Raw genomic sequence first — 22,779 nt, forward strand, 5'->3', positions numbered from 1 at the left:
CCTGCCTCAATATTAGAAAAACCTCTGAAAGTTTATACTGAATGTTGGAAATTATGATAATGAGGAGGAAATATTTTTTACCCTCTTGAAATCCTCGGCATAATCCAGTACGATAATTACGAACAAATGTTCTTATTTTATTTTTGAAGGGGCAGAGCAAAATGACACGGATTCCTGAAAAAGACCGCGATATGATGGAACAGGCCATATATTTGCCTATGGTCCTGGTCGTGCTGAATCGGGATCTTTCTGTTGTGGAAAAAAGTCCATTCAAATTGAAAAAACCATATTTGGAACTAATTGAAGAAACAATGAAAGCAGTCCAGAAAGAACTCGCCAAGGTAAAAAGCTATCTTAAAAAGAACAATCTGAAGGTTGAAGAAGTAAAAAGAGATGACGCATTCACCATGTTCCTCTTCATCTATCACGGCTACGAAGAACACCATAATTATTTCAATCCCCGCATCCGCAACAAAGTCCAGGAATTGATGATTTACTATCTCTTCAAACGTTTCAAACCGACACTCGAGACAATTGAAAAGGAATCCGGCTGACGTCGCGGATTCCTTTAAGGACTAATCTTTAAATACTTCACTTACGAAATTCGCATGCGGATAGCCCTGTGTTTCACTGAACTTCGGTCCATGGAGAAGGTATAATGCTTTCCGCTCAGTTTCTTTCATCCTCTGCATGAATTTCGTCCTCAGCAGTGATGTCCTGAGCAGCTGATTTTCAAAAGAATGATGGGAAACAGGAAGGGTGATGTTTTTCTTATTCCTGAAGGTAACCTGTGTACTTTGGGCATCTGCCTTCCTATGGAATAATACATGCTCATGCGATACCCAAATACAGTCCGGCTTTGTAGGTGAACTTGTCGGCATGAAATAAATGGAGCTGATGGGGTCTACAATGATGGGGGTTTTATGGGTAATCCCTGTAAGCATTTTTGTCCCCTCTTTTCTTCCTTCATAACTGCTGCCAAAATATTTGCAGCTTTTTTTCACAATATCAATCGGCCTGAATGGAGAAAGATATTCCTCCTCCAATTCAATCACCCTGGAGTAAATCCTGCTGCCGTATTCTTCCGGAAGAATGATCATCGTAAAAGGATTAATTTCATACTCTTCAACTAAATTCCTCGGCTTCCCTGTCATTCACTCATCTCCTAAAATACTGTATACCCTATTTTATCATAATTGCTAAAATTTTCTTTAATACCTGAAAAAGTTCTAAATTTAGCCACAAATAGTAGGCTGATAAAAATTTTCTAAAAATTATAAAAATTTGTTGATTATCTTTTCTTTCCTCCATATAATATAAAAAAGGTCTAAGAGGTGAGGTCAGTGAAAGAAAAATCGTATTCTGAAATCATGAAGGCAAGCGTGATGAAACGCATTAAAGCCAAGGAATCTTTTGTTCTGGACCTGTATGTTGACATGCTAATTTCCGAAATCCAGCTAAACACAAAAAGAGAAAAATTGCTGTCGAAAATTGATAAAGCAATAGATGACCGCGACAAAATTTTATTCTTGTCTTTGACAGAAGAACTGAAAGATCTCAATAAGCAATTCGGCACTTAGTTATTAAAATCCCCTATCACGGGGATTTTTTATTTTGTTAAGATAATATTCCAAGAGAGAACATTTGAAGGTTCCTGACCATAAAAAAACAGCCCCCGAATCCGAGGGCGTGCTGGTCAAAATCCATCTTCCTGCTCATTTCTCTTTTTTACTTCGAATTCCTCCAGGCGAGAGATCCTCTCCAGCATTGTCGGATGTCCGTATCTGAAAATCTTTACCATTAATGGCGGATTCACCTGGCTTAGGCCGGATTTAGTCAGCTCCTGAAAAGCAGAAATCGCAGCATCGGTGTTTTCGGTCATCTCGATGGCATATTTATCAGCCCTTGTTTCCTGGTAGCGTGATACAAGATTGGAAACTGGGCTTGCGGCAAACATGATCATCGACAGGAACATAAGAAACAGCGGCAATGATTGAAGGTCACCAGGGTTTTCAACTTTGAACTCCCTTCCCCACCGGCGGATTGCCCAGTTCATCAATCTTGAGACGAAGTACAATCCGAACAGGGATAACAGCAAATAGCCGGCAATTCCTATATATAAATGCTTTTCAACATAATGAGCCATTTCATGGGCCATGATGAACAAAATTTGGTCATCGCTCAGCCTGTTCAGAGTCGTATCCCATAACACGATGCGCGAGTTGGAACCGATTCCGCTTACATAAGCATTGAGTGCGTTTGTTTTTTCGGCCATATTCACTTCGAATACATGCTGTGCCGGAATATTTGCCTGCCCGGCGAGATCCAGGATTTTGGTCTCCAGCTCTTTATTTTTCAAAGGGTAAAAATCATTATAAAGCGGATCGATCACAACCGGCTGCAGGAACATGATAAACAGTGTGAACGGTACGGAAAGCAGCCAGGCGAACAGCCACCAGAACCTTTTGAATTTGTTCATCAGCAGGTACAGGACGACGACGATGAAGAACATCATGGCATAATTGATCCAAAAATCAATGAGCTCATCCTTCATCCATGAAGCGAATGTCTGGGTGGAAATATTATAAGTCTTAGAGAGCGTATAACTGATATAGTTTAACGGGAAAGTTGCGACGAAAGCAAAGAATGAAAGCCAGATCAGATAGATAGCTGTTTGGCCATATTTATTCTTCGCTGTCTCCTGCCCCCATTTTTTAAATGCCTTCGAAAGACCCAGCAGCAGAATCAGAAAATAAAAGAGCCATTCAAAAGGTGTAGAAAGGAAAAATAATAAATTCCTGATTTTCGAATATTCCTCACTCAGCATCAATTCCCTTCCGTTCAGGAAAGTCGCAGGATCCGCCCTCGAGCCTTCAAATTCAAACGGAAGATTTGTATCAGCAAAATAAAATAGATACCAGTATACCGCAAAACCATAAAGTACATAGGCGATCACTCCATAAAAGCCCATCTTTCTCGCCATTGCTCTTCCCCCTTTACGTACAACCCTCTCTATAACTATTTTAATCCTTTGTCCCAGAAATAGAACAAGTTCTTATTGGCAGGGGAAATTGCTTTGGACAACTAAGTTCCTCTATTATGTGACCTTAATACCTGATATCTTCTTTTATGGGGCACATGTTCTTCTTTTATGTGACCCGTTTCTCCTTTTCCTCACCTGACCGGGCACATATCCTTCCTTTATGTGACCCGTTTTTCCTTTTCTTCATCTAACTGGGCACATATCCTTTCTTTATGTGCCCCGTTTTTCCTTTTCATCACATGACCGGGCACATATCCTTTCTTTATGTGCCCCGTTTACCCTTTTCTTTACCTGACCGGGCACATATTCTTCCTTTATGTGACCCGTTTCTCCTTTTCTTCACCTAACCTGGCACATATCCTTTCTTTATGTGACCCGTTTCTCCTTTTCTTCACCTGACCGGGCACATATTCTTTCTTTATGTGACCCGTTTTTCCTTTTCATCACCTGACCGGGCACATATCCTTTCTTTATGTGACCCGTTTCCCCTTTTCTTTACCTGACCGGGCACATATAGCCCATAATATAGCCGTAATTCGATTTTCTCTGCCAATCCATTCCACTGCCTCGCTATAACAGAAAAAGGGCACCAAGAAAACGACTTGGCACCCTTCTGTATTAATCCAGGAAACTATCATCAATCAATGTTTTAAAGTCTGGCTTATCTTTCAGGAATTTCAAAGCGTATGATGAATCAGAGAAAGCCTGGATTGCATCTGCATCGACTTCATATGTGAATCCAATTCGTTCCCATGCAAGTTCGACTACATCTTTTTCCAATTCCTGCCCAGTTGTTTCTTTAATATCTTTGATTGTAATTGCTTGTGCTTCAGTTGGATTTTCATTGATGAAGTTCACTGCTTCTTTATGAGCGTCAATGATTTTTTGGACAGTTTCAGGTTTTTCTTCGATCATTTTGCCAGATGTGACCATTACAGAAGCTGGAAGCGTTTCTCCGAATGATACTTCATCCCAGCCAATGACGACTTCTGCGCCAGTTTCTTTTTCAATTACTGCTGCCCAAGGTTCAGGAGCTACCGCAATATCAACCTTGCCAGACTTAAGCATTGCTGCGTACTGTGCCGGCTGGCCAGTAAGGTGTTTCATTGTTCCGCCGATTCGTTGAGATGTGATTCCCTCTGCTTCAAGATACGTTTCATACTGGACATCATGTGTGCATCCTACCCCAGGAGTGATGAACGTCTTGCCAGCGAAGTCTTCAACTGAATCAATCTTGACTCCCTTTCTTGCTAAAACAACTGTGCCGCCAGTGGATGCGCCTGCAATGATCTTGACGTCAGCTCCGGTTGTGTAGTTGTTCATTGCCGGACCAGGGCCTACAAGACCTGCATCAATTTCGCCAGTCTTGAGCGCAGTCATGAAAGAACCGCCTTCAGCGAATGTTTTGTACTCGATTGTTGTTCCATCTCCAAGCTGCTGTTCGAAGAAGCCTTTATCCTTTGCAACCATAGCCGGGACATGGTTGATGTTCGGGAAGTAGCCGATGACGATTTTTTCTTTTTCTTTTCCACCTGTTGCATTTGACCCGCCTGTTCCGCAGCCTGCGAGAAGCACCGCAAATGTGAATAGGAATGCCATTAATATCAAAGCTTTTTTCATTAGATTTCCTCCTTTTTTATGATTCAAGTCCCCAGCGATTAAGCACCGATTTTTCGATACGCTGGAAGATCAGCTGATCTACGATTGTTCCGATTACACCAATGATGATCATAACGCCAATGACAAGAGCCATATCTCCAAAATCTGACGCGTAACGAAGCGTATAGCCAAGTCCTGGGCCTGTGCTTAATAGTTCACCAGCCATCAGGGCTCTCCAGGCAAATGCCCATGCTAGCCGTGATCCTGTTACGACATAAGGGATTGCCGCCGGGAATATGACCCTTTTATATAAATCCCAGCCGTTCACGCCCATTGTTTTTGCTGCCTTTATGAATAAAGGTGAAACATTTTTGATGCCCACTCTGATATTAAGCGTCATGACGAATGTTCCGCCTAGAACAACGACGAAGATTACGGCCTTCTCATTCATGCCGAACCACATGATCGCAAGCGGCAGCCAGATGATGCTTGGTACGCTTTGCAGGGCGAGAACCACGGTGCCCAGAGTTTCATCTGCCGTTTTGGATTTTGCAAGCAGGACACCCAGTCCCGTACCAATGATCAGTGAGAGGCCAAGACCAACCGCAAGCCGTTTGAAGCTGGCAACGAGATCGTAAATCAGCGTTTTATCCTGGAAACCTGTTATTAGTGCTTCCAGGACTTTTTCCGGAGCTGGAAGGATAATCGGAAGCCACCATTCGAGCTTGCTCCCTGTATACCAGAAAGCAATGATAGCAGCGAAAAATATGATTCTTTTAATGTTTGGATTCATATACAAGCTCCTCCCTGATGACTTTGTCGATCTCCTTCTTCAGGAAGCCCATAATATACTCTTCAAGCTCGACCATCTCTTTTTTATGCTCATAGCGCGGCCTTGGAATATCCACTTTTATATCTTTTAAAATGATGCCTGGCTTTGTTCCCATCACGATGATGCGGTCAGATAGCTTGATTGATTCAGAGATGCTGTGGGTAACGAATAAAATTGTCTTTTGCGTCTCTGCCCAGATCGTCTCAAGCTGCTCATGAAGGCGGGAACGTGTTTGCTCATCAAGCGCTCCAAAAGGTTCATCCATCAAGAGGATATCCGGGTTCATTGCCAGAGCCCTGGCAATCGCCACACGCTGCTGCATCCCCCCTGAAAGTTCATGTGGATAATGGGATAGATAATTGCTGAGCTGGACCATTTGAAGATATTTTTTCGCTTCAGATTCTGCCTGTTTCCTTGGCAATTCCTTTTTCAATGGAAACATCACGTTTTCAACTACGTTCAGCCATGGGAATAGTGCTGCCTGCTGGAAAACCATTCCCCTGTCCTTTCCCGGCTTTTCGATTCGCTGTCCTGATACTAGGATTTCGCCGCTAGTTGCCGGAGTCAGCCCAGCCACAATCGATAGAAGCGTTGATTTGCCACACCCCGAAGGACCAAGAATGGATACGAACTCACCTTTATTCACTCGAAGATTAATATCTTTTAAAATATCAACCTGGTGATTATTTTTATCTGCATACTGTTTATTTACTTTGTTTATTTCGATGAACAATCTAATCACCCTATTCTTATAAAACATATTAATTTAGTCGGAATTAATAATGTTAATTATAATGTATTCCAATATCTTGTCAATATTTCATTTTAATTTTGATTTAGGAGCCTGTTTTTCTTGGGAATTTTACAAACCAATAAAAAAAGACCTGCAAGATTGCAAGTCTAGAAAAAATAAGAATATAAAGTTAGAACGGATATCGAGCCGATGACAACGACAATCACGTTCGCTCCCAAAAAAGCGGCAATGAAGGCGGCGGCGGCTCCAATGATGCCGCACCATATATCTTCCTGGATGAACAGGATTGCCGGGAAAATGAGAGCGCCGAGTGTGGCGTACGGAACATTCTTCAGTACCCCCTGCAGGAATGAAGGAAGCTCTTTTCCCCTGAACATGACAAAAGGCAACATTCTTGGAATATAGGTCACCACTGCCATCCCAATGATCATGATGATGATTTCCTTACTCATCTGCCTTTTCCCCCCTGCCGTTCTTGAAAGTTTCCACTGCTTCTGCGAGAATAGCCGACAGCAGCGTTGCCAGTACGATTGACCAGCCAGTGGACATAAGTTCAGTCATGGTGAAAATGGAATTGAAGGCTGCTGCAAGTACAGCCAGGAACACAACTTTCACATTATTTTTCATCGATGGCACAAGCAGGCCAACGAACATCGCATACAGAGCAACGGACATACTTTCCTGCAATGTTTGCGGCAATCCTGCACCGATGAGAAAGCCCAGACCGGAAAAAATCACCCAGCTTGAGTATGCGGTAAGATTCAAGCCGAACATATACCCCGCATTGACGGCCCCTTCACGTGTAGCCGCGACCGAAAAAGTCTCATCCGTAATTCCGAATGAATAGGCCATTCTCGCTCCCATACTGTCTTCTTCCGCTTTCTCATTCAAAGAAGCTGACATAAGAAAATGGCGGATATTCACGATAAAAGTGGTCAGGATAATTTCAAAAATGCCGATTCCCTGGGCGAGGAGGCTCAATGATATGTATTGTGCCGCTCCAGCGAAAACGAACATGCTCATCATAACCGTTTCGCCAAGGGCAAGGCCAGTTGTCTTCGCAATCAACCCAAACGTGAGCGCAATTGGCATATATCCTATCGCAATACTGATGCCTGACTGGATCCCTTTCTTGAACTCCGTTGCCTGCTTGACAGCCAATGTACTTTCCACGTTTTTCCCGCCTTTCTAAAACTATGTCTATACGAATCCTTTACTCAATTAAAATATATTATACATACTTCCAGCTGCGTGGAAAAGTATTTCTTTTACCGAAATAAAATGGGTTGGACGATATATCGTTAAATGTGGTCGATATATCTTTAAATGTGGTCGATTTATTTAAATATCCGCTGATATACTTGAAAATGTGGTCGATATACTTGAAGATGTGGTCGATAAAATTATACATCCTCTGATCTATTCAATATTGTGGTCGATAAATTAAATTTTCATATATCTATCTATTTCTTATTCAGCAAAAAACACGGCCGTGGCCGTGTTCGGTTACTTTCCTTTAAAAACTGGCTTCCTTTTTTCACTGAATGCAGCCAGCGCTTCGAGACGGTCTTCTGTTGGAATGGTGACTTCATAAGCCTTGCGCTCGATCTGCAGTCCTGTCTGCAAATCTGCGTTCATCCCCTGCTTGACGGCGAACTTAGCCTGCTGCAATGCGACTGGACCGTTAGCGAGCATCATCTCCGCTAACTTAAGGCATTCATCAATCACATTCTCTTTCTTGACTACTGCTGTTACAAGTCCATATTCCAGTGCTTCTTCCGCCTTGAGCCTGCGTGCTGTCAAAATCAGTTCGAGCGCTCGTGCCTGTCCGACCAGCCTTGGCAGACGCTGCGTCCCGCCTGCTCCAGGAATGATTCCCAGGCTTGTTTCCGTCAACCCCATCTGTGTCCCTGCAGCGGCAACCCGGATATCGCAGGCAAGGGCCAGTTCCATTCCACCGCCAAAAGCAAAGCCATTAATGGCCGCGATCGTCGGTTGCGGGAGCTGGTCAATCATGGAGAAGACTTCTCCGATCTTATAAATATTACGCTTTACATCCTCATCAGACAGAGTCCGACGTTCCTTAAGGTCAGCCCCCACGCTGAAAGCCTTCTCTCCAGCACCCGTAAAAATAACGACTCTGACTTCGCGATTTGTTCTGATTTTTTCAATCGTCTTTTGCAATTCATCAAGTGTGTCGTAGTTAAATGCATTGAGTGCGTCAGGCCTATTGAGCGTGACAAGCGCGGTATGCCCTTTTAATTCAAACTGGATATTTTCCAAATGATTCAGCTCCCCTCTTCCTTCACATTCTCTATCAAGATCGTAATTTCCTTTTGCTGTTGTCGAAAAAAGAGACAGGCACTGGCGCCTGCCTCTCATCCTACTTCATTATTGTCCTTGTAAAACCTGATTCTTTAGGGCTCTTCTTAAAATTTTTCCGGTAGTATTCTTAGGCAATTCCTCCAAAAACTCTATTGCGCTTGGCACCTTATATTTCGCAAGGTGTTCACGGCAATACTCGAGGAGCATCTCTTCTGTCAGCTCAGGATTCTTGCTGACGACATAGCATCTTACCGCCTCGCCGAGATTTGGATCAGGAACACCTAGGACGGCAACCTCGACAATATCAGTATGATTATATAAAACTTCCTCAACTTCTCGTGGATAGACATTATATCCTCCCACAATGATCATATCCTTCTTGCGGTCGACAATATAAAAATATCCTTCATCGTCCATGCGGGCTAGATCTCCTGTGTACAGCCAGCCATCCTTGATTGTTGCGGCTGTTTCTTCCGGCATCTTATAGTAGCCAGCCATGACATTCGGTCCGCAGACGATCAACTCGCCAACGTCTCCAGGAGACACTTCCTCTCCGAGTTCATTGACAACCTTGTTTTCGACATTGATGATAGAGGTTCCGATTGAACCAGGCTTGCGCGGCCGGTCCAGCGGATTGAAACAAGTAACAGGTGCTGCTTCTGATAAACCGTACCCTTCGGAAATCATCACATTGAATTTCCGCTCAAAATTCTGAAGCAGTGCGACAGGAAGCGACGCCCCGCCTGAAATGCACAGGCGCAGTGATTTAAGGTCATCCGGATTTCCTTCAGGATACTGGAAAAGGAAATTATACATTGTTGGCACGCCAGCAAATACAGTCGCCTCATACTTCTTGGCAATCCTGAAAACTTCGGCCGGGCTGAACCTAGGGACGATGAGCAATGTTCCACCGTTCATTAACGGGGCATTAAGGGCGACTGTCAGACAGAATACATGGAACATCGGCAAGGCTGTAATGACCTTGTCATCCTCATTCATCCTGAGGTAATCGCTTACATCCTTTGCATTGCTGTAAAGATTTTTGTGGGTAAGCATGGCTCCCTTTGGTTTGCCTGTGGTCCCGGATGTGTACAGAATGACCGCTACATCTTCCTCATTCAGCTCCGGTCCTTGGTAACCAAGATCTCCCGATGCAACAACATGTGTAAACGGTTTCAATTTTGACGATACGGAAAGCTTTAATAGATCTTCCTCTGACATCTGGCTTTGCCCTGTCTCACAAATGACAAAATTCTCGACCATTGGAAGATGCTGATGCATTTTTTCGGCTAACGGCAGCATGAGATCCAGTCCGACGACCAGTTTCACATCGCCATTATTCAAGATATAGCCGATTTCATCTGCGGTGTAAATTGGATTGATGGGAATGACTGTTGCACCGAGCCGAAGAGCTCCGTACAAACTGATGACAAAATGTGGAGAGTTACCTAACAACAGCGCGATATGATCGCCTTTTTTTACCCCTAGCTTTTCAAGGCCTGAAGCAAATTTCGTAACAGCCGCATCCAGTTCAGCGTATGTACTTGCTTTGTCCATGAAAAAATATGCCGGCTTATCGCCAAGCATTGAGGCAGTGTGATGAAGCTGTGATGAAAGATTCATTAAACTCCCTTCCCCCTTTGCGGTGAATTGAATCACCAAACTTTGTAAAAAAGTTTTCTAAATATATTATATTGAAAGAAAATTATGTATTCAAGAAAAATGTGCTTCTTTATTCACAAATTCGCATTGAATAAATAAAAAAACGCGATGTCCCTTAGACACCGCGTTAACCATGATCAATAAATCAAATTAATGAAATCTTCTTTTGAAATATTTCCGAAATAATGTTTGATGTCAACTTCATCTAAAGCAGCGGCAATCAAAGATTTTTCATATTTAATGCCTGTCAGCTTTTCTTCGATTTCATTTACATCTCCAACCCCAAAGAAATCGCCATAGATTTTGCAGTTCTTGATGATCCCCTTGTCCACTTCAAAGCGGACATCGATCTGCCCAACCGGGAAACGATGGGAGTGCTGAAGGTTGAATTTCGGTGACTTCCCATAATTCCAATCCCAGTTCTGGTATCTTTCTTTTGAAAGTTCGTGGATCTTTTCCCAGTCCTTTTCCGTCAGCACATATTCTGGAATGTCATCCATTCCTTCAAAGATATTTTTCAGCAAAAGTGATCGAAATTCCTCAATCGTTACTTTTTCCGTAAGGAACTCTGAAATATTTGCCACACGGCTTCGAATAGACTTGATGCCCTTTGATTCAATTTTATCTTTTTTGACATTAAGTGCAGAAACGACACTTTCAATTTCGGAGTCGAACAGTAAAGTTCCATGGCTGAACATCCGGCCTTTTGTTGAGAATTGAGCGTTCCCGGAAATTTTCCTTCCTTCTGCAAGCAAATCATTACGACCACTTAATTCAGCATTCAATCCAAGTTTATTCAAAGCCTTTACAACCGGTTCGGTGAACTTCCTGAAATTGTGAAAGCTTTCACCATCATCCTTTGTAATGAAACTGAAGTTCAGATTGCCGAGGTCATGGTATACAGCCCCTCCGCCAGATAATCGGCGAACGACATGGATGCCATTTTTCTCTACATATTCCGTATTGATTTCTTCGATCGAGTTCTGATTTTTGCCAATGATGATGGATGGTTCATTTATATAAAAAAGCAAATATGTCTCGTTGATATCAAGATTCTTCAAGGCATACTCCTCAATTGCCAGATTGATCCTCGGATCTGTTATGCCTTTATTATCGATAAATAACATGATAGATTCTCCTTTTTATAAAGTGATCTCAAGCCCTTCCCTCGCAAGGGTGATCGGTCCCCCGTATATAGAGGAAGCCTCAGAAACAAGCTGTTCCAGTTCCCCGTAATGCGGCAGGTGAGTCAAGACAAGCTGTTTCACTCCCGCTCCTTCAGCCAGTTTTCCATTATCAAAGCTGTTCATATGGCCTGCACCTTTGCCATTCTGATTTCCATAGAAGTTGCATTCTGATAGCAATAGGTCGGCCCCTGAAGCAAAAGGAATGAATTCTTCCTTGAAGGAAGTATCTGCTGTATAAACAAGCGCTTTCCCCCCTGCTTCGATCCTCATTGCATAGCATGGAACAGGATGGACAGCAGTTATGAATGAAACCGTGAATGGACCTACCTCAAGCTTTTGGTTCGGATTATAGCCGACGCCTCTAGTAATATCCTTATATGTAAGCTTCGAAAACTCCTGCTTGTCCTGTATATGTGCGTATATCGGAAGTTGCGGGGACTTTTTGCCCAGGAAACCCTGGATAAGTCTTGCATGCTGGAAAACACCGATATCTGCTACATGATCTGGATGGTAATGCGAAAGGATCATTGCGTCAAGTTCTTCTGGCTGAACAAAATTTTGAAGTTTCGCCAGGATCCCGCTGCCAAAATCAATCATCAGTTTGAAACCTTCATGTTCAAGCAAATATCCGGTACTAGCTTCATTTACCTTGGGATATCCTCCCCAGAAACCTATAATTGTCAGCTTCAATGAGATGCCTCCTTTTAACCCTCTTTGCTTTCACTATACTTCATTTTGCCCATTTTTTCACGATAGCGGTTTTTTCAGAAAATTATGATTGACGACCCCTACACTGTTATAATACAATTTAATTAATCATAAAACTGTATCAAAACACTTTACTATTTGGAGGGAACAACATGATTCAAAATGTCGTTGAATTTTTTCGCAACCTGCCAAAGAAACAATGTATGGAGTGTGGAGAACCAATTAACGAACAACACGAATGCTATGGAAATAAATGCGATGGATGCATGAATCCTGGAAAGTTGTAAAATCAAATTCCTTCCCCGTTTTTCCGGGTGTAATACAATCCCTTCCCACAGGTTTATCCTGCATATTAAAAGCCAGCTCGTTCACTTAACTGAACGGCTGGCTCTCTTTTTGTTATTTCTCGGCTAAAACAGCAAACCTTCTTTTATACATCAATTGGAAGTAAGCCACTGTTCCAACAGAAAGCACCACAATATAAGCAGCTAATATACCTGTATTTTGCCACATGAAATCAAAATCTCCGCTCGATATTACGGCTTTGAATCCTTGCACTGAATAGGTCATAGGCAGATAAGCATTAAACTTTTGCAGGAAACCAGGAATTAATTCTAACGGGAAAGTTCCCGCACTTGTGGTAAGCTGCAAAATGAGGATGACAATGGCAACAAACCGGCCTGGATCGCCCATCAGTGTGACAAGGAACTGAACCAGTGCAATAAAGGTAAGACTGGTAATAATCGAAAACATCAGGAACAGCGTAGTATTTTCAACGTGTAAGCCCAATCCATAAAGAAGAATGGCATCGGCAACAAGTGCCTGTAATATTCCTACTCCCGCTAAAACTCCAAATTTACTTAAGAACCAGCTAAATCCGCCTGTAGGTACATCAGCTGGTTCCCTTAAAGGAAACACAATGGACAGAAGCAATGCGCCTACAAACAACCCTAAGGATAAGAAGTAAGGTGCAAACCCTGTTCCATAGTTTGGAACCTTGTTCATTTTTTCATTTTCCAATTTTACTGGAGCAGCGAGCATATTGTACGTCTGTTTGTCTGGATTTATCTGAGCCTCTTCAGCACCATCCTGCAGTTTTTCGGCAAGTTCTGATGTTCCATCCGCTACCTTTCTATTCCCTTCTGACAGTTCCCCTGCACCAGACGCAAGCTGGCCGGTACCATCCGACATGGCTGATGAGCCTGATGCAAGCTGATCCATCCCACCTGCAAGCTTAGCACTTCCCTCGGAAAGTTTCATAGAACCAGCTTCCGCTTCTGCCAGTTTGTTCCCGAAAAGCTCCATGCTGGAGTTGAATTGTTCCTGTCCTGTCGTTAGCTTGCCAGCTCCTGCTTCAAGTTGCGCACTGCCTTCTGTCAGTGCAGCGACTCCATGGTTCAATTGGTTCTGCCCTTCGATTAATTCATCCAGACTGCTGGATATTTTTTCAGCCCCGCCTGCCAGAGCCCCTGCCGAGCCAGACAAAGTTTCAGTTCCCTGAGCAAGCTTTGCACTTCCCGCTTCGAGGTCCTGCAGTGCTTTCACAAGCTGTTGCTGCTTATCAGGATACGCACTTAACAGCGGCTGCATCATTTCCATTTGCTTTTGCAGTTCTTGAATGCCTGCATAAATGTCTGCTGCTCCTTCTGCAGCATCAACTGAACCATTTTTCCAGGCTGAAAGGTTCTCTACAAGCTGATCGGAACCTTGTTTAATTTTTGTTGTTCCTTCTACCATTACTCGAACTTTGCTGTTGGCTTCTTGTAAACCAGCTTTTACTTTTGATGCCCCAGCATTCAAGTCTTTCTGGCCTGCAAGAAGTTCATTTGAAGCATTCTCCAGCTTTTTATGACCATCTTCCAATTGGCCGATACCGCCGGCCAGAGCTGTTGCTCCGTCAGCCAATTCTTTTATTCCAGTATTTGCAGAATTGATCCCTTGATTGAACTCAATCGACTTGCCCGCCAGAACCGATAGATTTTCATATAGCTCCTGGCTACCAGCCTCCAGTTTTTCTGCACCGTCGTTCAATTCTGCAGCCCCTCCACTTGCCTGACCAAGACCGTCTGCAAGTTCACCGACCTTTTCAAACATGGTCTCAGCATAAGTCTCAGAAACCTTCTCGGATACAGAAGCTTTAATTCTTTCAGCTGCCGTTTCACCAATTTGGGCTGATAGAAAGTTGAAGCTTTCATTTGGCATATAAACAAGCTCAAGCTTCTGGGGATATTCATCCAATAGAGTTGTAGCATTTTCAGAGAAATCTTTCGGGATTTTGATCAGCATATAATATTTTTGCTGCTCAAGACCTTTTATCCCTTCTTCTTCTGATACAAATTCAAAACCAAAGTCCTGGTTTTCTTTTAATTTTTCAACCAGGTCATTGCCTAATGCAAGTTCTTTTCCATCAATCGTTGCTCCTGAGTCTTCATTAGAAATTGCAACAGGCAGTTCAGAAAGATGTTCATATGGATCCCAGAATGCCCATAGGAACATTCCACTGTATAAGACAGGAATAAACATGACTGCGATAATCGGAATAAGCAGCTTCTTGTTTCGGAAAATGGCAAGTAATTCTTGGATGAATAGTCTGTTTTTCATGAATGTCCTCCCAATTTTAAATAAATGACTATTTTGTTCATTCGGTCATTTTTCTGCTGAAAATAAGGATTATCCTAATAAGACAATCCTTTGAAGATATAGAACTCAAATAGCTCGGAGATTTTAGCTTTTTCAAGTGGCTCGTTCTTCTTTTCCCAGTCAAAAATCAAAGCAATGTACAGCTTCATCATGATGAACGCTGTAATTTCTGGATCGCATTCCTTTATTTCTCCCTTTTGGATCGCTTGAATGACCTTTTCTTTAATGAAGGTCAATATCGCCGACTCTAAACGATCCATAACCTCCACAACGGCTGGGGTCCCAATATCCCGGGCCTCTTGCGAAAGTTTGATACTGAGTTGATGTTTTTTGCGAAACTCCAGCAGTCTATATAATGCCCTATGGACATTTTCGTAAAAAGAATCTGAAGGATTTACGGCCTCATCAGCGACTTCTTTCATTTCTTTGATCAGGCCATTAATGATCTCATCGAAAAGTTCTTCTTTATTTTTGAAAAAGGTATAAATTGTGCCTTTACCGACATTCGCTAATTTAGCCACCTGATCGATCGTCGTAGCCTTGTAGCCGTAGAGAGAAAAAGAGTTTGCTGCCGCATCAATTATTAGCTGCCTTCGGTCAATTGCCATGCTAACACCTCCGTAATGACCAAATGAGAAAAACAGTCAGTTAGTTGAATTTTAATGTATCATACCATTTTTACTAAAGCAAGCGTATAAAACTGTTAATTTTTTTTAAGATAATGGCTGTGTTAAATTAGACTGTTGATTTCCGTTCCAGTCGCTTCGCTTTCCGCGGGGCTGGCGCTGAGCCTCCTCGTCGCAGGCTCCTGCGGGGTCTCACCTGTCCAGCTGATCCCGCAGGAGTCTACGCGCCTTCCACTTCAATCAACAGGGAATAAAGATAATGATAATCTTTAACACAGCAATAAAATAAAAAACCCTAAAAAGGGTTTTTTATCGATTAAGCAGCAAGAATGCGAGTATTTTTTCCACCGTGGCTTCTCCCTGGTCGATGCAATCAGGAAGGCCGACTCCTTCATAGGAGCTTCCGCCTACGAACACGCCGGGAAGTTCACTTTCAAGATCATTCCTGAGGTTTGCTACTCTTTCTTTATGACCTACAGTGTACTGGGGCATTGCTTCTTTCCAGCGGGATACGACTGCGAATTCCGGCTGTGCCTGGATATCCATTGTTTTATTCAAATCATCAAGTGCAATTTTGATAATTTCATTATCAGGCAGCTCAACCACTGCCTCGTCACCTGGCCTGCCGACATAAAGGCGCAGCAAAACCTTCCCTTCAGGAGTGGTATGCGGCCATTTTTTATGTGTCCAGGTACAAGCTGTGATTGTATAATCGCTGTTTCGGGATACAACAAACCCGGTGCCATCAATGTCTTCTTTGATGACACTTTCTGGGAATGCCATCGCCACGGTTGCCACCGATGTAGAAGCCATATCACGGAATGGTTCGAAAACATGTTCATGATCGGAGAACATATGCAGGGCGGCTTCATGCGGGGCTGAAACAAAAATACTGTCTGCATCAAGTGTTTCTCCGCTACTCAATTTCAAGCGGTAGCCTTTCTCCTGCCTGTTTACTTTATCAACTCTGATCCCTTTAATAACCGAGCCAGTTGCAAGCCTGGACTCAATCGCATCAACAAAGGATTGCAAGCCTGTCGTCACTGTCAGGAACATGCCTTTTTTCTTGGCCTGCCCGGTTTCAGCTGGTTTCTTTTTTGGCGAAGGAGCCGTTTTCTTCGTGCCAAGGATCAGGCTGCCATATTTCTGTTCCACCTGGTAGAATTGAGGAAATGTTGATAATAGACTCATATTATCAATATCCCCGGCATAAATACCGGAAAGCAGTGGCTCAATCAGGTTTTCCACGACCTCATCGCCAAGCCTGCGCCTGAAAAATTCGCCCAGGGACTGGTCTCCTTTTACCTTTGAGGGCGGCATGAAGAAATCCCCTGCAGCCCTGAACTTACCCGTCCATGAAAAGAGTCCGGTTGTAACGAAGGGGCCAATTTGAGTCGGGATTCCCATCACCGATCCGCCAGGCATGGGGTGCAGTTTGTCCTTTACAAGGACATACGATTTCCCCGTACTGTTGTTGACCAGCTTATCACCGAGACCAACTTCCCTGGCAAGACGCCCTGCACTTTCTTTCCTCTCAAGAAAAGAATCCGGGCCTCTTTCAATCACAAAGCCATCCTTTACATATGTCTGCATTTTGCCGCCTACGCGGTGCGATGCTTCGACTAGCTTTACATCGAGCGGAATCTTGTTTTCCCTGGCATGCTTTTGCAAATAGAAAGCCGCTGCAAGGCCAGTGATGCCGCCGCCTACAATTACTACTTTCTTCTTTTCTGTCACGGTAAATCGCCTTCTTTTACTAGTTTTAGCGTGAAGTTGACAGCTTCTTTAATATTACATCCGCCATTGCGTCAATGAATTCCGGTTCTGCATTCGGCATAGCTGGCCTGTAATAGCTGGCTCCGATTTCATCCGTCACGATCTTGCATTCATAATCATTGTCATACAATACTTCCAGATGGTCGGAAACAAAACCAGCAGGCACATAAACAAAAGCTTTGTAAGCGTGCTTTTCGTGCAGATCCCTTGTCAAGTCCTGGACATCAGGTCCAAGCCAAGGTTCAGGTGTATTGCCTGCGCTTTGCCAGCCTACCTCATAATTCTGCACATTCGCCTGATTTGCAATTAAATCGGCAGTTTCTTTCAATTGTGCAGGATACGGATCGCCCATTTGCAGGATTTTCTCCGGAAGGCTGTGGGCAGAAACAATCAATACTGCCTTCTCTCGCTCATCAGCAGGCATGTCAGCAAAGGTTTTTGTTACACGGTCAGACCAGTACTTAATGAATTTCGGCTCATCATACCAGCTTTCTACTGAAACGATCTCTGGTCCGCCAAGCTTAGCTGCTTCTTCCTTGGCGCGGCCATTATAGGATTTAACACTGAATGTTGAAAAGTGCGGTGCCAGTACGATGCTGACAGCCTCCTCAATGCCATCGTCATGCATTTGCTTGACTGCGTCCTCGATAAAAGGTTCGATATGCTTCAATCCAAGATACATCTTGAATTCAATGTCATCCTGAATCCTGTTTAAATGCTGTTCCAGCTTCTCACCTTGTTCCACTGTGATTTTTGCAAGTGGTGAAATGCCGCCAATCGCTTCATAGCGTTGTCTTAAATCTTCAAGCATTTCGGGTGCCGGCGGCCGGCCATGGCGAATATGTGTATAATACCGTTCAAGATCTTCTTCCTTGTAGGGTGTGCCATATGCCATCACAAGCAAACCCATCTTCTTCTTAGTCATGATTGCACCTCTTTTTTCCGTCTCTAAGCTTTTATTCTGCCAAAAACAAGACTAATTTACCAAATCTAATGCTCTGCAGCAGAAAAGAGACTATCTTCCCAGCTTTGCAGCAGAATATTCATGGATGAAGGCAGTCAGCTTTTTCAACGTTTCCGGATTTACAGAAGGGAACACTCCATGTCCAAGATTGAAGATGTAGCCAGGCTGCGCCATTCCCTGATCAAGAATCGCTTTTGCCTTTTCTTCAATTACTTCCCATGGCGCAAGCAGAATCGCTGGGTCGAGATTTCCCTGGACCGTTTTCTGAATGCCAAGCTCGCGGGCTTCGCTTATTTGCAAACGCCAATCAAGCCCCACCACATCAAGAGGGAGGTCGTGCCATTCAAGTGCTAGGTGGCTTGCACCAACACCAAACATGATCAAAGGCACATTTTCCTTTTTAAGCTCAGAGAAAATCCTGTTCATGACTGGTTTGATGAACGTACGGTAATCATGGACATTAAGGGCGCCTACCCATGAATCGAAAATCTGGATTGCTTTTACTCCAGCCTTAATTTGCGATTGAACATATGTAATCACCATATCGCCAAGCTTGTCCATCAGGGCAAACCATGCTTCCGGCTGTGCGTACATGAATGCCTTCGTCTTATTGTAATTCTTTGAAGGGCCTCCCTCGATCATATAGCTGGCAAGTGTGAATGGTGCACCGGAGAAACCGATTAAAGGAACAGACAGCTGTTCTTCCGTCAATAGCTTGATTGTGTCAAGTACATAAGGAATATCCGACTCAGGATTAATCGTGCCTAGCTTCTCGACATCCGCAAGCGATTTTACCGGATTGGAAATGACCGGTCCAATGCCAGTCTTGATTTCCACGTCTACACCCATTGCTGGCAGCGGAGTCATGATATCTTTGTATAGAATCGCAGCGTCTACGCCATATTGTTCTACAGGAAGTCTTGTTACATATGCACAAAGCTCAGGCTGGTGTGTAATTTCAAACAGAGAATACTTTTCCTTGATTGCTCTATATTCAGGCTGGGACCTTCCAGCTTGTCTCATATACCAGACAGGAACATAATCTGTTCTCTCTCCTCTTGCTGCTTTTAAAAAAGTATCATTGATCATCTTGCTCATTGGGGGAAATCCACCTTTCAGTAATGTCTGTATTCCATTGTAATATAAAAGGATAAAAATAAAAAACACCTATTTTAGCTATGTACGAATTCAAAACGCTTCATTTATGTTAAAACAACCAAACTATATACACTATATCCTTTTTAATAACCGATTTCATAGAAGACGCTCACAAATGTCAAAAAATTGACGAATTTGGTTTTCATACTTTCTCTGATAGGGAAAACACATTATAGCTTAGATGTATTTGCATACTATTAGTATTATAGAAGGAATCACAATTAAGATAATGAGGTGGAATAATGAATCTGTATATAACTTCCGGAACAGCAGATTTTCTGCAAAAAATTAAAGAAAAGCACAGTGGGGAAACAATGGTCCTGATGAACAATAACGAATCATCCATTCTTGTTCATGAGACAAATGGGAAAACCGTGTTCAGTTCACCACGCAAATATGAAGTGATTGATTCTGCCGGTTCTCTTGGACAGCATGGCTTTGCCGTTTTGAATAATATTCCTGTAACGGATGAAGGACGCCCGCTTTTTGAGGATCGCTTCCTGAACAGGCCGAGATTGATTGAGAACGAGCCAGGATTTGTGGCAATCCGCGTGCTGCGTCCCATGACCTCCAACACATATATCATTTTGACCATCTGGGAATCTGAAGGAGCATTTGAAAACTGGCAGAAATCGAAGGCGTATGACCAGGCGCATAAGAACCGCGGAACTGAAGCTGGAATCGATGCGGCAAGGCCAAATATTTTCGAAAGTGCATCTTATGTCTCAAAGTATTATCTAGGAGAATAGAAATGGGAGGGGCGTGTCTGCCCCTCCCATTTCATGTATTTTTGATCAAACCATTCCTGTTCGCGTATACTGCTGCCTGTGTCCTGTCGGATATCCCCAGCTTGCCAAGGATATTGGATACATGAGTTTTGACGGTCTTGACTCCAATGAATAACTCTTCGCTGATTTGCTGGTTGGTCATCCCTTCGCCAATGCATTTCAAGACATCCAGTTCCCTTTCTGTCAGCTCATCATGTGGCTTGCGTTCTGGAGCCCTCAACCTTTTCATCATCCGGTTTGCGACTTTTGGTTCAATGACAGCTTCTCCTCTTGCTGCTTTTTCAATCGCTTTAACGATTTCCGATGCAGTCGCGGTTTTCAGCATATAGCTGAATGCTCCTGCCTCAATTGCCGGAAAAACTTGTTCGTCGTCATAAAAGCTTGTAATGATAATGATTTTGCATTCAGGAAAAAAACTAAGAATTTCCCGTGTCGCATCGATTCCAGTTCCATTTTCCATTAATAGATCCATGAGGACAACATCGGGCTCCGTGTCTTTCACAAGTGAAACTGCCTTCTTCCCGCTGTCAGCTTCTCCAACAATTTCGATTTCTGGTTCTGTCTCCAAATAGGAAAGAATCCCTTTCCGGACCATTTCATGATCATCTACTACCGCAACTCTGATCTTCCCCACTACTCTTCCCTCCTCAAGGCAGGTATCCTAATTTCAATATATGTTCCTTCAAGGGCTTTTGAACGGATATTATATGTACCTCCTATTTGCTCACAGCGTTCCCGCATCGTTTTCAGTCCATAAGAGGCCATTTTTTCTTCCAGGATGTCAAAGCCTTTTCCATTGTCGCCTATGTACAGGAAAATAGTGCCGTCATCCTCGGTGAGCACTAATTTCACCTTTGTCGCATCGGCATGGCGGAGGATATTTGATAATGCTTCCTGGACAATGCGAAAAAGATGTTCCTCCGCAGCCTTTGAGATCTTATCAATTTCATCAATACTCGCTTCGAACGTCAGGCTGGTTTTTTGCTTCAACTCTTGAATCAGTTTTATGATCCCTTCACACAGACTCTCGCCACTAAGTTGAACAGGCCGCAAGTGAAGTAGCAAAGCTCGCATTTCCCCTTGTGCCTTGCCGGCGATTTCTGAAATTTGCTCTAATTGCTTACGCGCCTTATCCGGCTCCTTATCAAAAAGCCTAAGTGATGCTGAAGACATCATGCTGAGTGCAAACAGCTGCTGGCTGACTACATCATGCAGGTCTCTGGCAAGCCGCTGCCGTTCTTCCATCGTCGCCGCTGTTTTTGCAGTTTGTGAAAGCTCTGTCTTTTCTTCCGCTAATCGCTGCAAAGATTGAACTTGTTCCTGAAGGTATTCTGAGAGCTGATTAAGTTCTTCGGAAATAAGCCCAATCTCATCTTTTTCGTAGGTTTGGATTCTTTCTGAATACTTCCCCCTGCGCAATGCGGTAATAAATAACAGAATGTCGCTGAGACGTCCCTTGATTGCATAGCTCCCTCTTAAACTGAAATAAAAACCTGCAGCAGCCAATACCAGAAGACAATATAGCCAGATAAAGATAGTCATCGTCATTGAAATGCCGCTATCCGGTACTATGAATATGTAGATTTGAAGTCCGATAAAGAGAATGAGAGAAGAAAAGAAAGCCATCAGCAAGAATGTTTGCATAAACCATAACCGAATGCTGGTCATTTGCTTCATAATCTCCCCCCCTATACCCGATCGATCCGGACTGAACCGATTTTCAGTTCGATCGTAATATTCAATTTCCTGATCGCTTCATCATATTCATCTGATTTATATGCAATAACGTGCTTTATCTGCTCAGGTGCATAATCAAACAGCTTCACTTCCCCGACACCCACAACGGCACTGATCTTTACTGGTACATCTTCGGGGATAAGCATTTTCACTTCTCCAACCCAGCCTCTTACTTTTATTGGAGTTTCCCTGTCAGGTATGAAACCTTTGCTGAAATCAATAAAATAATCGCCGACCATATTATATAAATCCATCGGCTCCACTGCCCAATTTGGCTGCTTGAATGTCACTTTCCCCACCGATACTCCCCTGATTTTCTTCACGGAGTTATGTTCAGCGACTGAGGGATCTTTTACCTCTGGCGAAGACGGAAAGTCTGTTTGATAAACGATTTTTATTTTGCTTTTCCTGAACAGTATACTGATTCCAATGAAGACCAGCAGGAGTGGCCAGAGCTTCCAAACATCAAGGAAGTGAAAAACAATGAGTTCGAATCGGCCCATCATCAGGAGGGATGAAAAGATCAGCAGGAAAGATCCCCACCAGAATTGGCGCCTCGAGAGCTCCACCAATCCATAAACGAACAATACAAAAGGATAGATTACGACAAAAAGCTCTTTTATTTCCAAGGAAATGACACCTAAATTAACCAGTAAAAGAATGATTCCAAGGCCTGATAATATAACGGCCAAAGCAATCTGATTCATGGAACGATTTCGCAACAGATTCCCCTTCTTTCTTCCTATCCTACTCTCTAATTCTTTTTATGATTGGATAATTCCTGTTTCAACCTAAAAATCCGTTCAAGTTTTCTTATTTCTAATTAGCTTTCAACTTAATTAAATTCTACAGGAGCGACCATCACTGCTCGACCCTCTCGAGAAGCTATTTGCCTCCGTCTGCAGACTGAAAAGAAAAGCGTAAGCGCCTTGGTCAGCCCGGACAAGCGCTGGAGCTGGACAATTCTCGAAGTAAAATGA

General features: G+C 43.3%; 23 protein-coding genes. 4 read left to right on the top strand and 19 right to left on the bottom strand.

Features of this window, described 5'->3' with window-relative positions; genetic code table 11:
* Positions 1–161 precede the first annotated feature (161 nt).
* A complete protein-coding gene (locus ACXAEA_RS17875) occupies positions 162–554 on the top strand; it encodes a YhjD family protein (RefSeq protein ID WP_475097209.1) in 393 nt (130 codons plus the stop codon).
* Between the two features lie 21 nt (positions 555–575).
* On the opposite strand, the gene ACXAEA_RS17880 is transcribed toward ACXAEA_RS17875, so the two are convergent.
* Positions 576–1,154, bottom strand: coding sequence for a competence protein ComK (locus ACXAEA_RS17880; RefSeq protein WP_475097210.1), 579 nt, complete (start codon positions 1,152–1,154; stop codon positions 576–578).
* A 189-nt stretch (positions 1,155–1,343) separates the two neighbouring features.
* Here ACXAEA_RS17880 and ACXAEA_RS17885 point away from each other — a divergent pair, with 189 nt between their 5' ends.
* Positions 1,344–1,580 (top strand): IDEAL domain-containing protein, encoded by a 237-nt coding sequence (locus tag ACXAEA_RS17885; RefSeq protein ID WP_475097211.1) that lies wholly within the window; start codon positions 1,344–1,346, stop codon positions 1,578–1,580.
* A 116-nt stretch (positions 1,581–1,696) separates the two neighbouring features.
* Here ACXAEA_RS17885 and ACXAEA_RS17890 read toward each other — a convergent pair whose 3' ends face one another.
* The 10 genes from ACXAEA_RS17890 to ACXAEA_RS17935 all read right to left on the bottom strand — a co-directional run bounded on the left by ACXAEA_RS17890 (position 1,697) and on the right by ACXAEA_RS17935 (position 12,092).
* Positions 1,697–2,983 (bottom strand): M48 family metallopeptidase, encoded by a 1,287-nt coding sequence (locus ACXAEA_RS17890; RefSeq protein WP_475097212.1) that lies wholly within the window; start codon positions 2,981–2,983, stop codon positions 1,697–1,699.
* Positions 2,984–3,661: 678 nt separating this feature from the next.
* A complete protein-coding gene (locus ACXAEA_RS17895; protein WP_475097213.1) occupies positions 3,662–4,663 on the bottom strand; it encodes an aliphatic sulfonate ABC transporter substrate-binding protein in 1,002 nt (333 codons plus the stop codon).
* Positions 4,664–4,679: 16 nt separating this feature from the next.
* Positions 4,680–5,435 (bottom strand): ABC transporter permease, encoded by a 756-nt coding sequence (locus tag ACXAEA_RS17900; RefSeq protein ID WP_475097214.1) that lies wholly within the window; start codon positions 5,433–5,435, stop codon positions 4,680–4,682.
* Complete coding sequence (locus ACXAEA_RS17905; protein ID WP_475097215.1) at positions 5,419–6,207, bottom strand: ABC transporter ATP-binding protein; 789 nt, start codon at positions 6,205–6,207, stop codon at positions 5,419–5,421. Before ACXAEA_RS17905 ends, ACXAEA_RS17900 begins: the two co-directional genes overlap by 17 nt.
* Positions 6,208–6,374: 167 nt before the next feature.
* Positions 6,375–6,680, bottom strand: a complete 306-nt coding sequence (locus ACXAEA_RS17910) for an AzlD domain-containing protein (RefSeq protein WP_475097216.1) — start codon at positions 6,678–6,680, stop codon at positions 6,375–6,377.
* Positions 6,673–7,401 (bottom strand): AzlC family ABC transporter permease, encoded by a 729-nt coding sequence (locus ACXAEA_RS17915; protein WP_475097217.1) that lies wholly within the window; start codon positions 7,399–7,401, stop codon positions 6,673–6,675. The genes ACXAEA_RS17910 and ACXAEA_RS17915 overlap by 8 nt, the downstream gene beginning before the upstream one ends.
* A gap of 333 nt (positions 7,402–7,734) precedes the next feature.
* Positions 7,735–8,511, bottom strand: a complete 777-nt coding sequence (locus ACXAEA_RS17920) for an enoyl-CoA hydratase-related protein (RefSeq protein WP_475097218.1) — start codon at positions 8,509–8,511, stop codon at positions 7,735–7,737.
* Between the two features lie 108 nt (positions 8,512–8,619).
* The gene (locus tag ACXAEA_RS17925; protein WP_475097219.1) at positions 8,620–10,176 is read right to left on the bottom strand and encodes a fatty acid--CoA ligase family protein; all 1,557 of its coding nucleotides are present in this window, start codon (positions 10,174–10,176) and stop codon (positions 8,620–8,622) included.
* A 176-nt stretch (positions 10,177–10,352) separates the two neighbouring features.
* Positions 10,353–11,342 (bottom strand): lipoate--protein ligase, encoded by a 990-nt coding sequence (locus ACXAEA_RS17930; protein WP_475097220.1) that lies wholly within the window; start codon positions 11,340–11,342, stop codon positions 10,353–10,355.
* A 15-nt stretch (positions 11,343–11,357) separates the two neighbouring features.
* Positions 11,358–12,092 carry an MBL fold metallo-hydrolase gene (locus ACXAEA_RS17935; RefSeq protein ID WP_475097221.1) on the bottom strand — a complete coding sequence of 245 codons (735 nt, stop codon included), beginning with the start codon at positions 12,090–12,092 and terminating at the stop codon, positions 11,358–11,360.
* Positions 12,093–12,262: 170 nt separating this feature from the next.
* Between ACXAEA_RS17935 and yhfH the strand changes: the two genes are divergently transcribed.
* Positions 12,263–12,397 carry a protein YhfH gene (gene yhfH, locus ACXAEA_RS17940; protein WP_475097222.1) on the top strand — a complete coding sequence of 45 codons (135 nt, stop codon included), beginning with the start codon at positions 12,263–12,265 and terminating at the stop codon, positions 12,395–12,397.
* 112 nt (positions 12,398–12,509) lie between these two features.
* Here yhfH and ACXAEA_RS17945 read toward each other — a convergent pair whose 3' ends face one another.
* From ACXAEA_RS17945 to hemE, 5 genes are all read right to left on the bottom strand, one after another.
* A complete protein-coding gene (locus tag ACXAEA_RS17945) occupies positions 12,510–14,711 on the bottom strand; it encodes a YhgE/Pip family protein (protein ID WP_475097223.1) in 2,202 nt (733 codons plus the stop codon).
* Between the two features lie 74 nt (positions 14,712–14,785).
* Positions 14,786–15,358, bottom strand: coding sequence for a TetR/AcrR family transcriptional regulator (locus tag ACXAEA_RS17950; RefSeq protein ID WP_475097224.1), 573 nt, complete (start codon positions 15,356–15,358; stop codon positions 14,786–14,788).
* Positions 15,359–15,685: 327 nt separating this feature from the next.
* Positions 15,686–17,113 carry a protoporphyrinogen oxidase gene (gene hemY, locus ACXAEA_RS17955; RefSeq protein ID WP_475097225.1) on the bottom strand — a complete coding sequence of 476 codons (1,428 nt, stop codon included), beginning with the start codon at positions 17,111–17,113 and terminating at the stop codon, positions 15,686–15,688.
* 25 nt (positions 17,114–17,138) lie between these two features.
* Positions 17,139–18,077 carry a ferrochelatase gene (gene hemH / locus ACXAEA_RS17960; protein WP_475097226.1) on the bottom strand — a complete coding sequence of 313 codons (939 nt, stop codon included), beginning with the start codon at positions 18,075–18,077 and terminating at the stop codon, positions 17,139–17,141.
* 90 nt (positions 18,078–18,167) lie between these two features.
* Entirely contained in the window at positions 18,168–19,214 is a 1,047-nt protein-coding gene (hemE, locus tag ACXAEA_RS17965; protein WP_475097227.1) for a uroporphyrinogen decarboxylase, read from the bottom strand.
* Between the two features lie 302 nt (positions 19,215–19,516).
* Between hemE and ACXAEA_RS17970 the strand changes: the two genes are divergently transcribed.
* Complete coding sequence (locus ACXAEA_RS17970) at positions 19,517–20,023, top strand: antibiotic biosynthesis monooxygenase family protein (protein ID WP_475097228.1); 507 nt, start codon at positions 19,517–19,519, stop codon at positions 20,021–20,023.
* Between the two features lie 31 nt (positions 20,024–20,054).
* On the opposite strand, the gene ACXAEA_RS17975 is transcribed toward ACXAEA_RS17970, so the two are convergent.
* From ACXAEA_RS17975 to liaF, 3 genes are read right to left on the bottom strand one after another with little or no spacing between them, the layout of a single operon-like run.
* A complete protein-coding gene (locus ACXAEA_RS17975) occupies positions 20,055–20,696 on the bottom strand; it encodes a response regulator (protein ID WP_475097229.1) in 642 nt (213 codons plus the stop codon).
* Complete coding sequence (locus ACXAEA_RS17980) at positions 20,696–21,739, bottom strand: sensor histidine kinase (protein WP_475097230.1); 1,044 nt, start codon at positions 21,737–21,739, stop codon at positions 20,696–20,698. The genes ACXAEA_RS17975 and ACXAEA_RS17980 overlap by 1 nt, the downstream gene beginning before the upstream one ends.
* Before the next feature lie 11 nt (positions 21,740–21,750).
* The gene (liaF, locus tag ACXAEA_RS17985; protein ID WP_475097231.1) at positions 21,751–22,521 is read right to left on the bottom strand and encodes a cell wall-active antibiotics response protein LiaF; all 771 of its coding nucleotides are present in this window, start codon (positions 22,519–22,521) and stop codon (positions 21,751–21,753) included.
* Positions 22,522–22,779: the final 258 nt, after the last annotated feature.

This window comes from Mesobacillus sp. ABV4_180, from assembly GCF_056158485.1.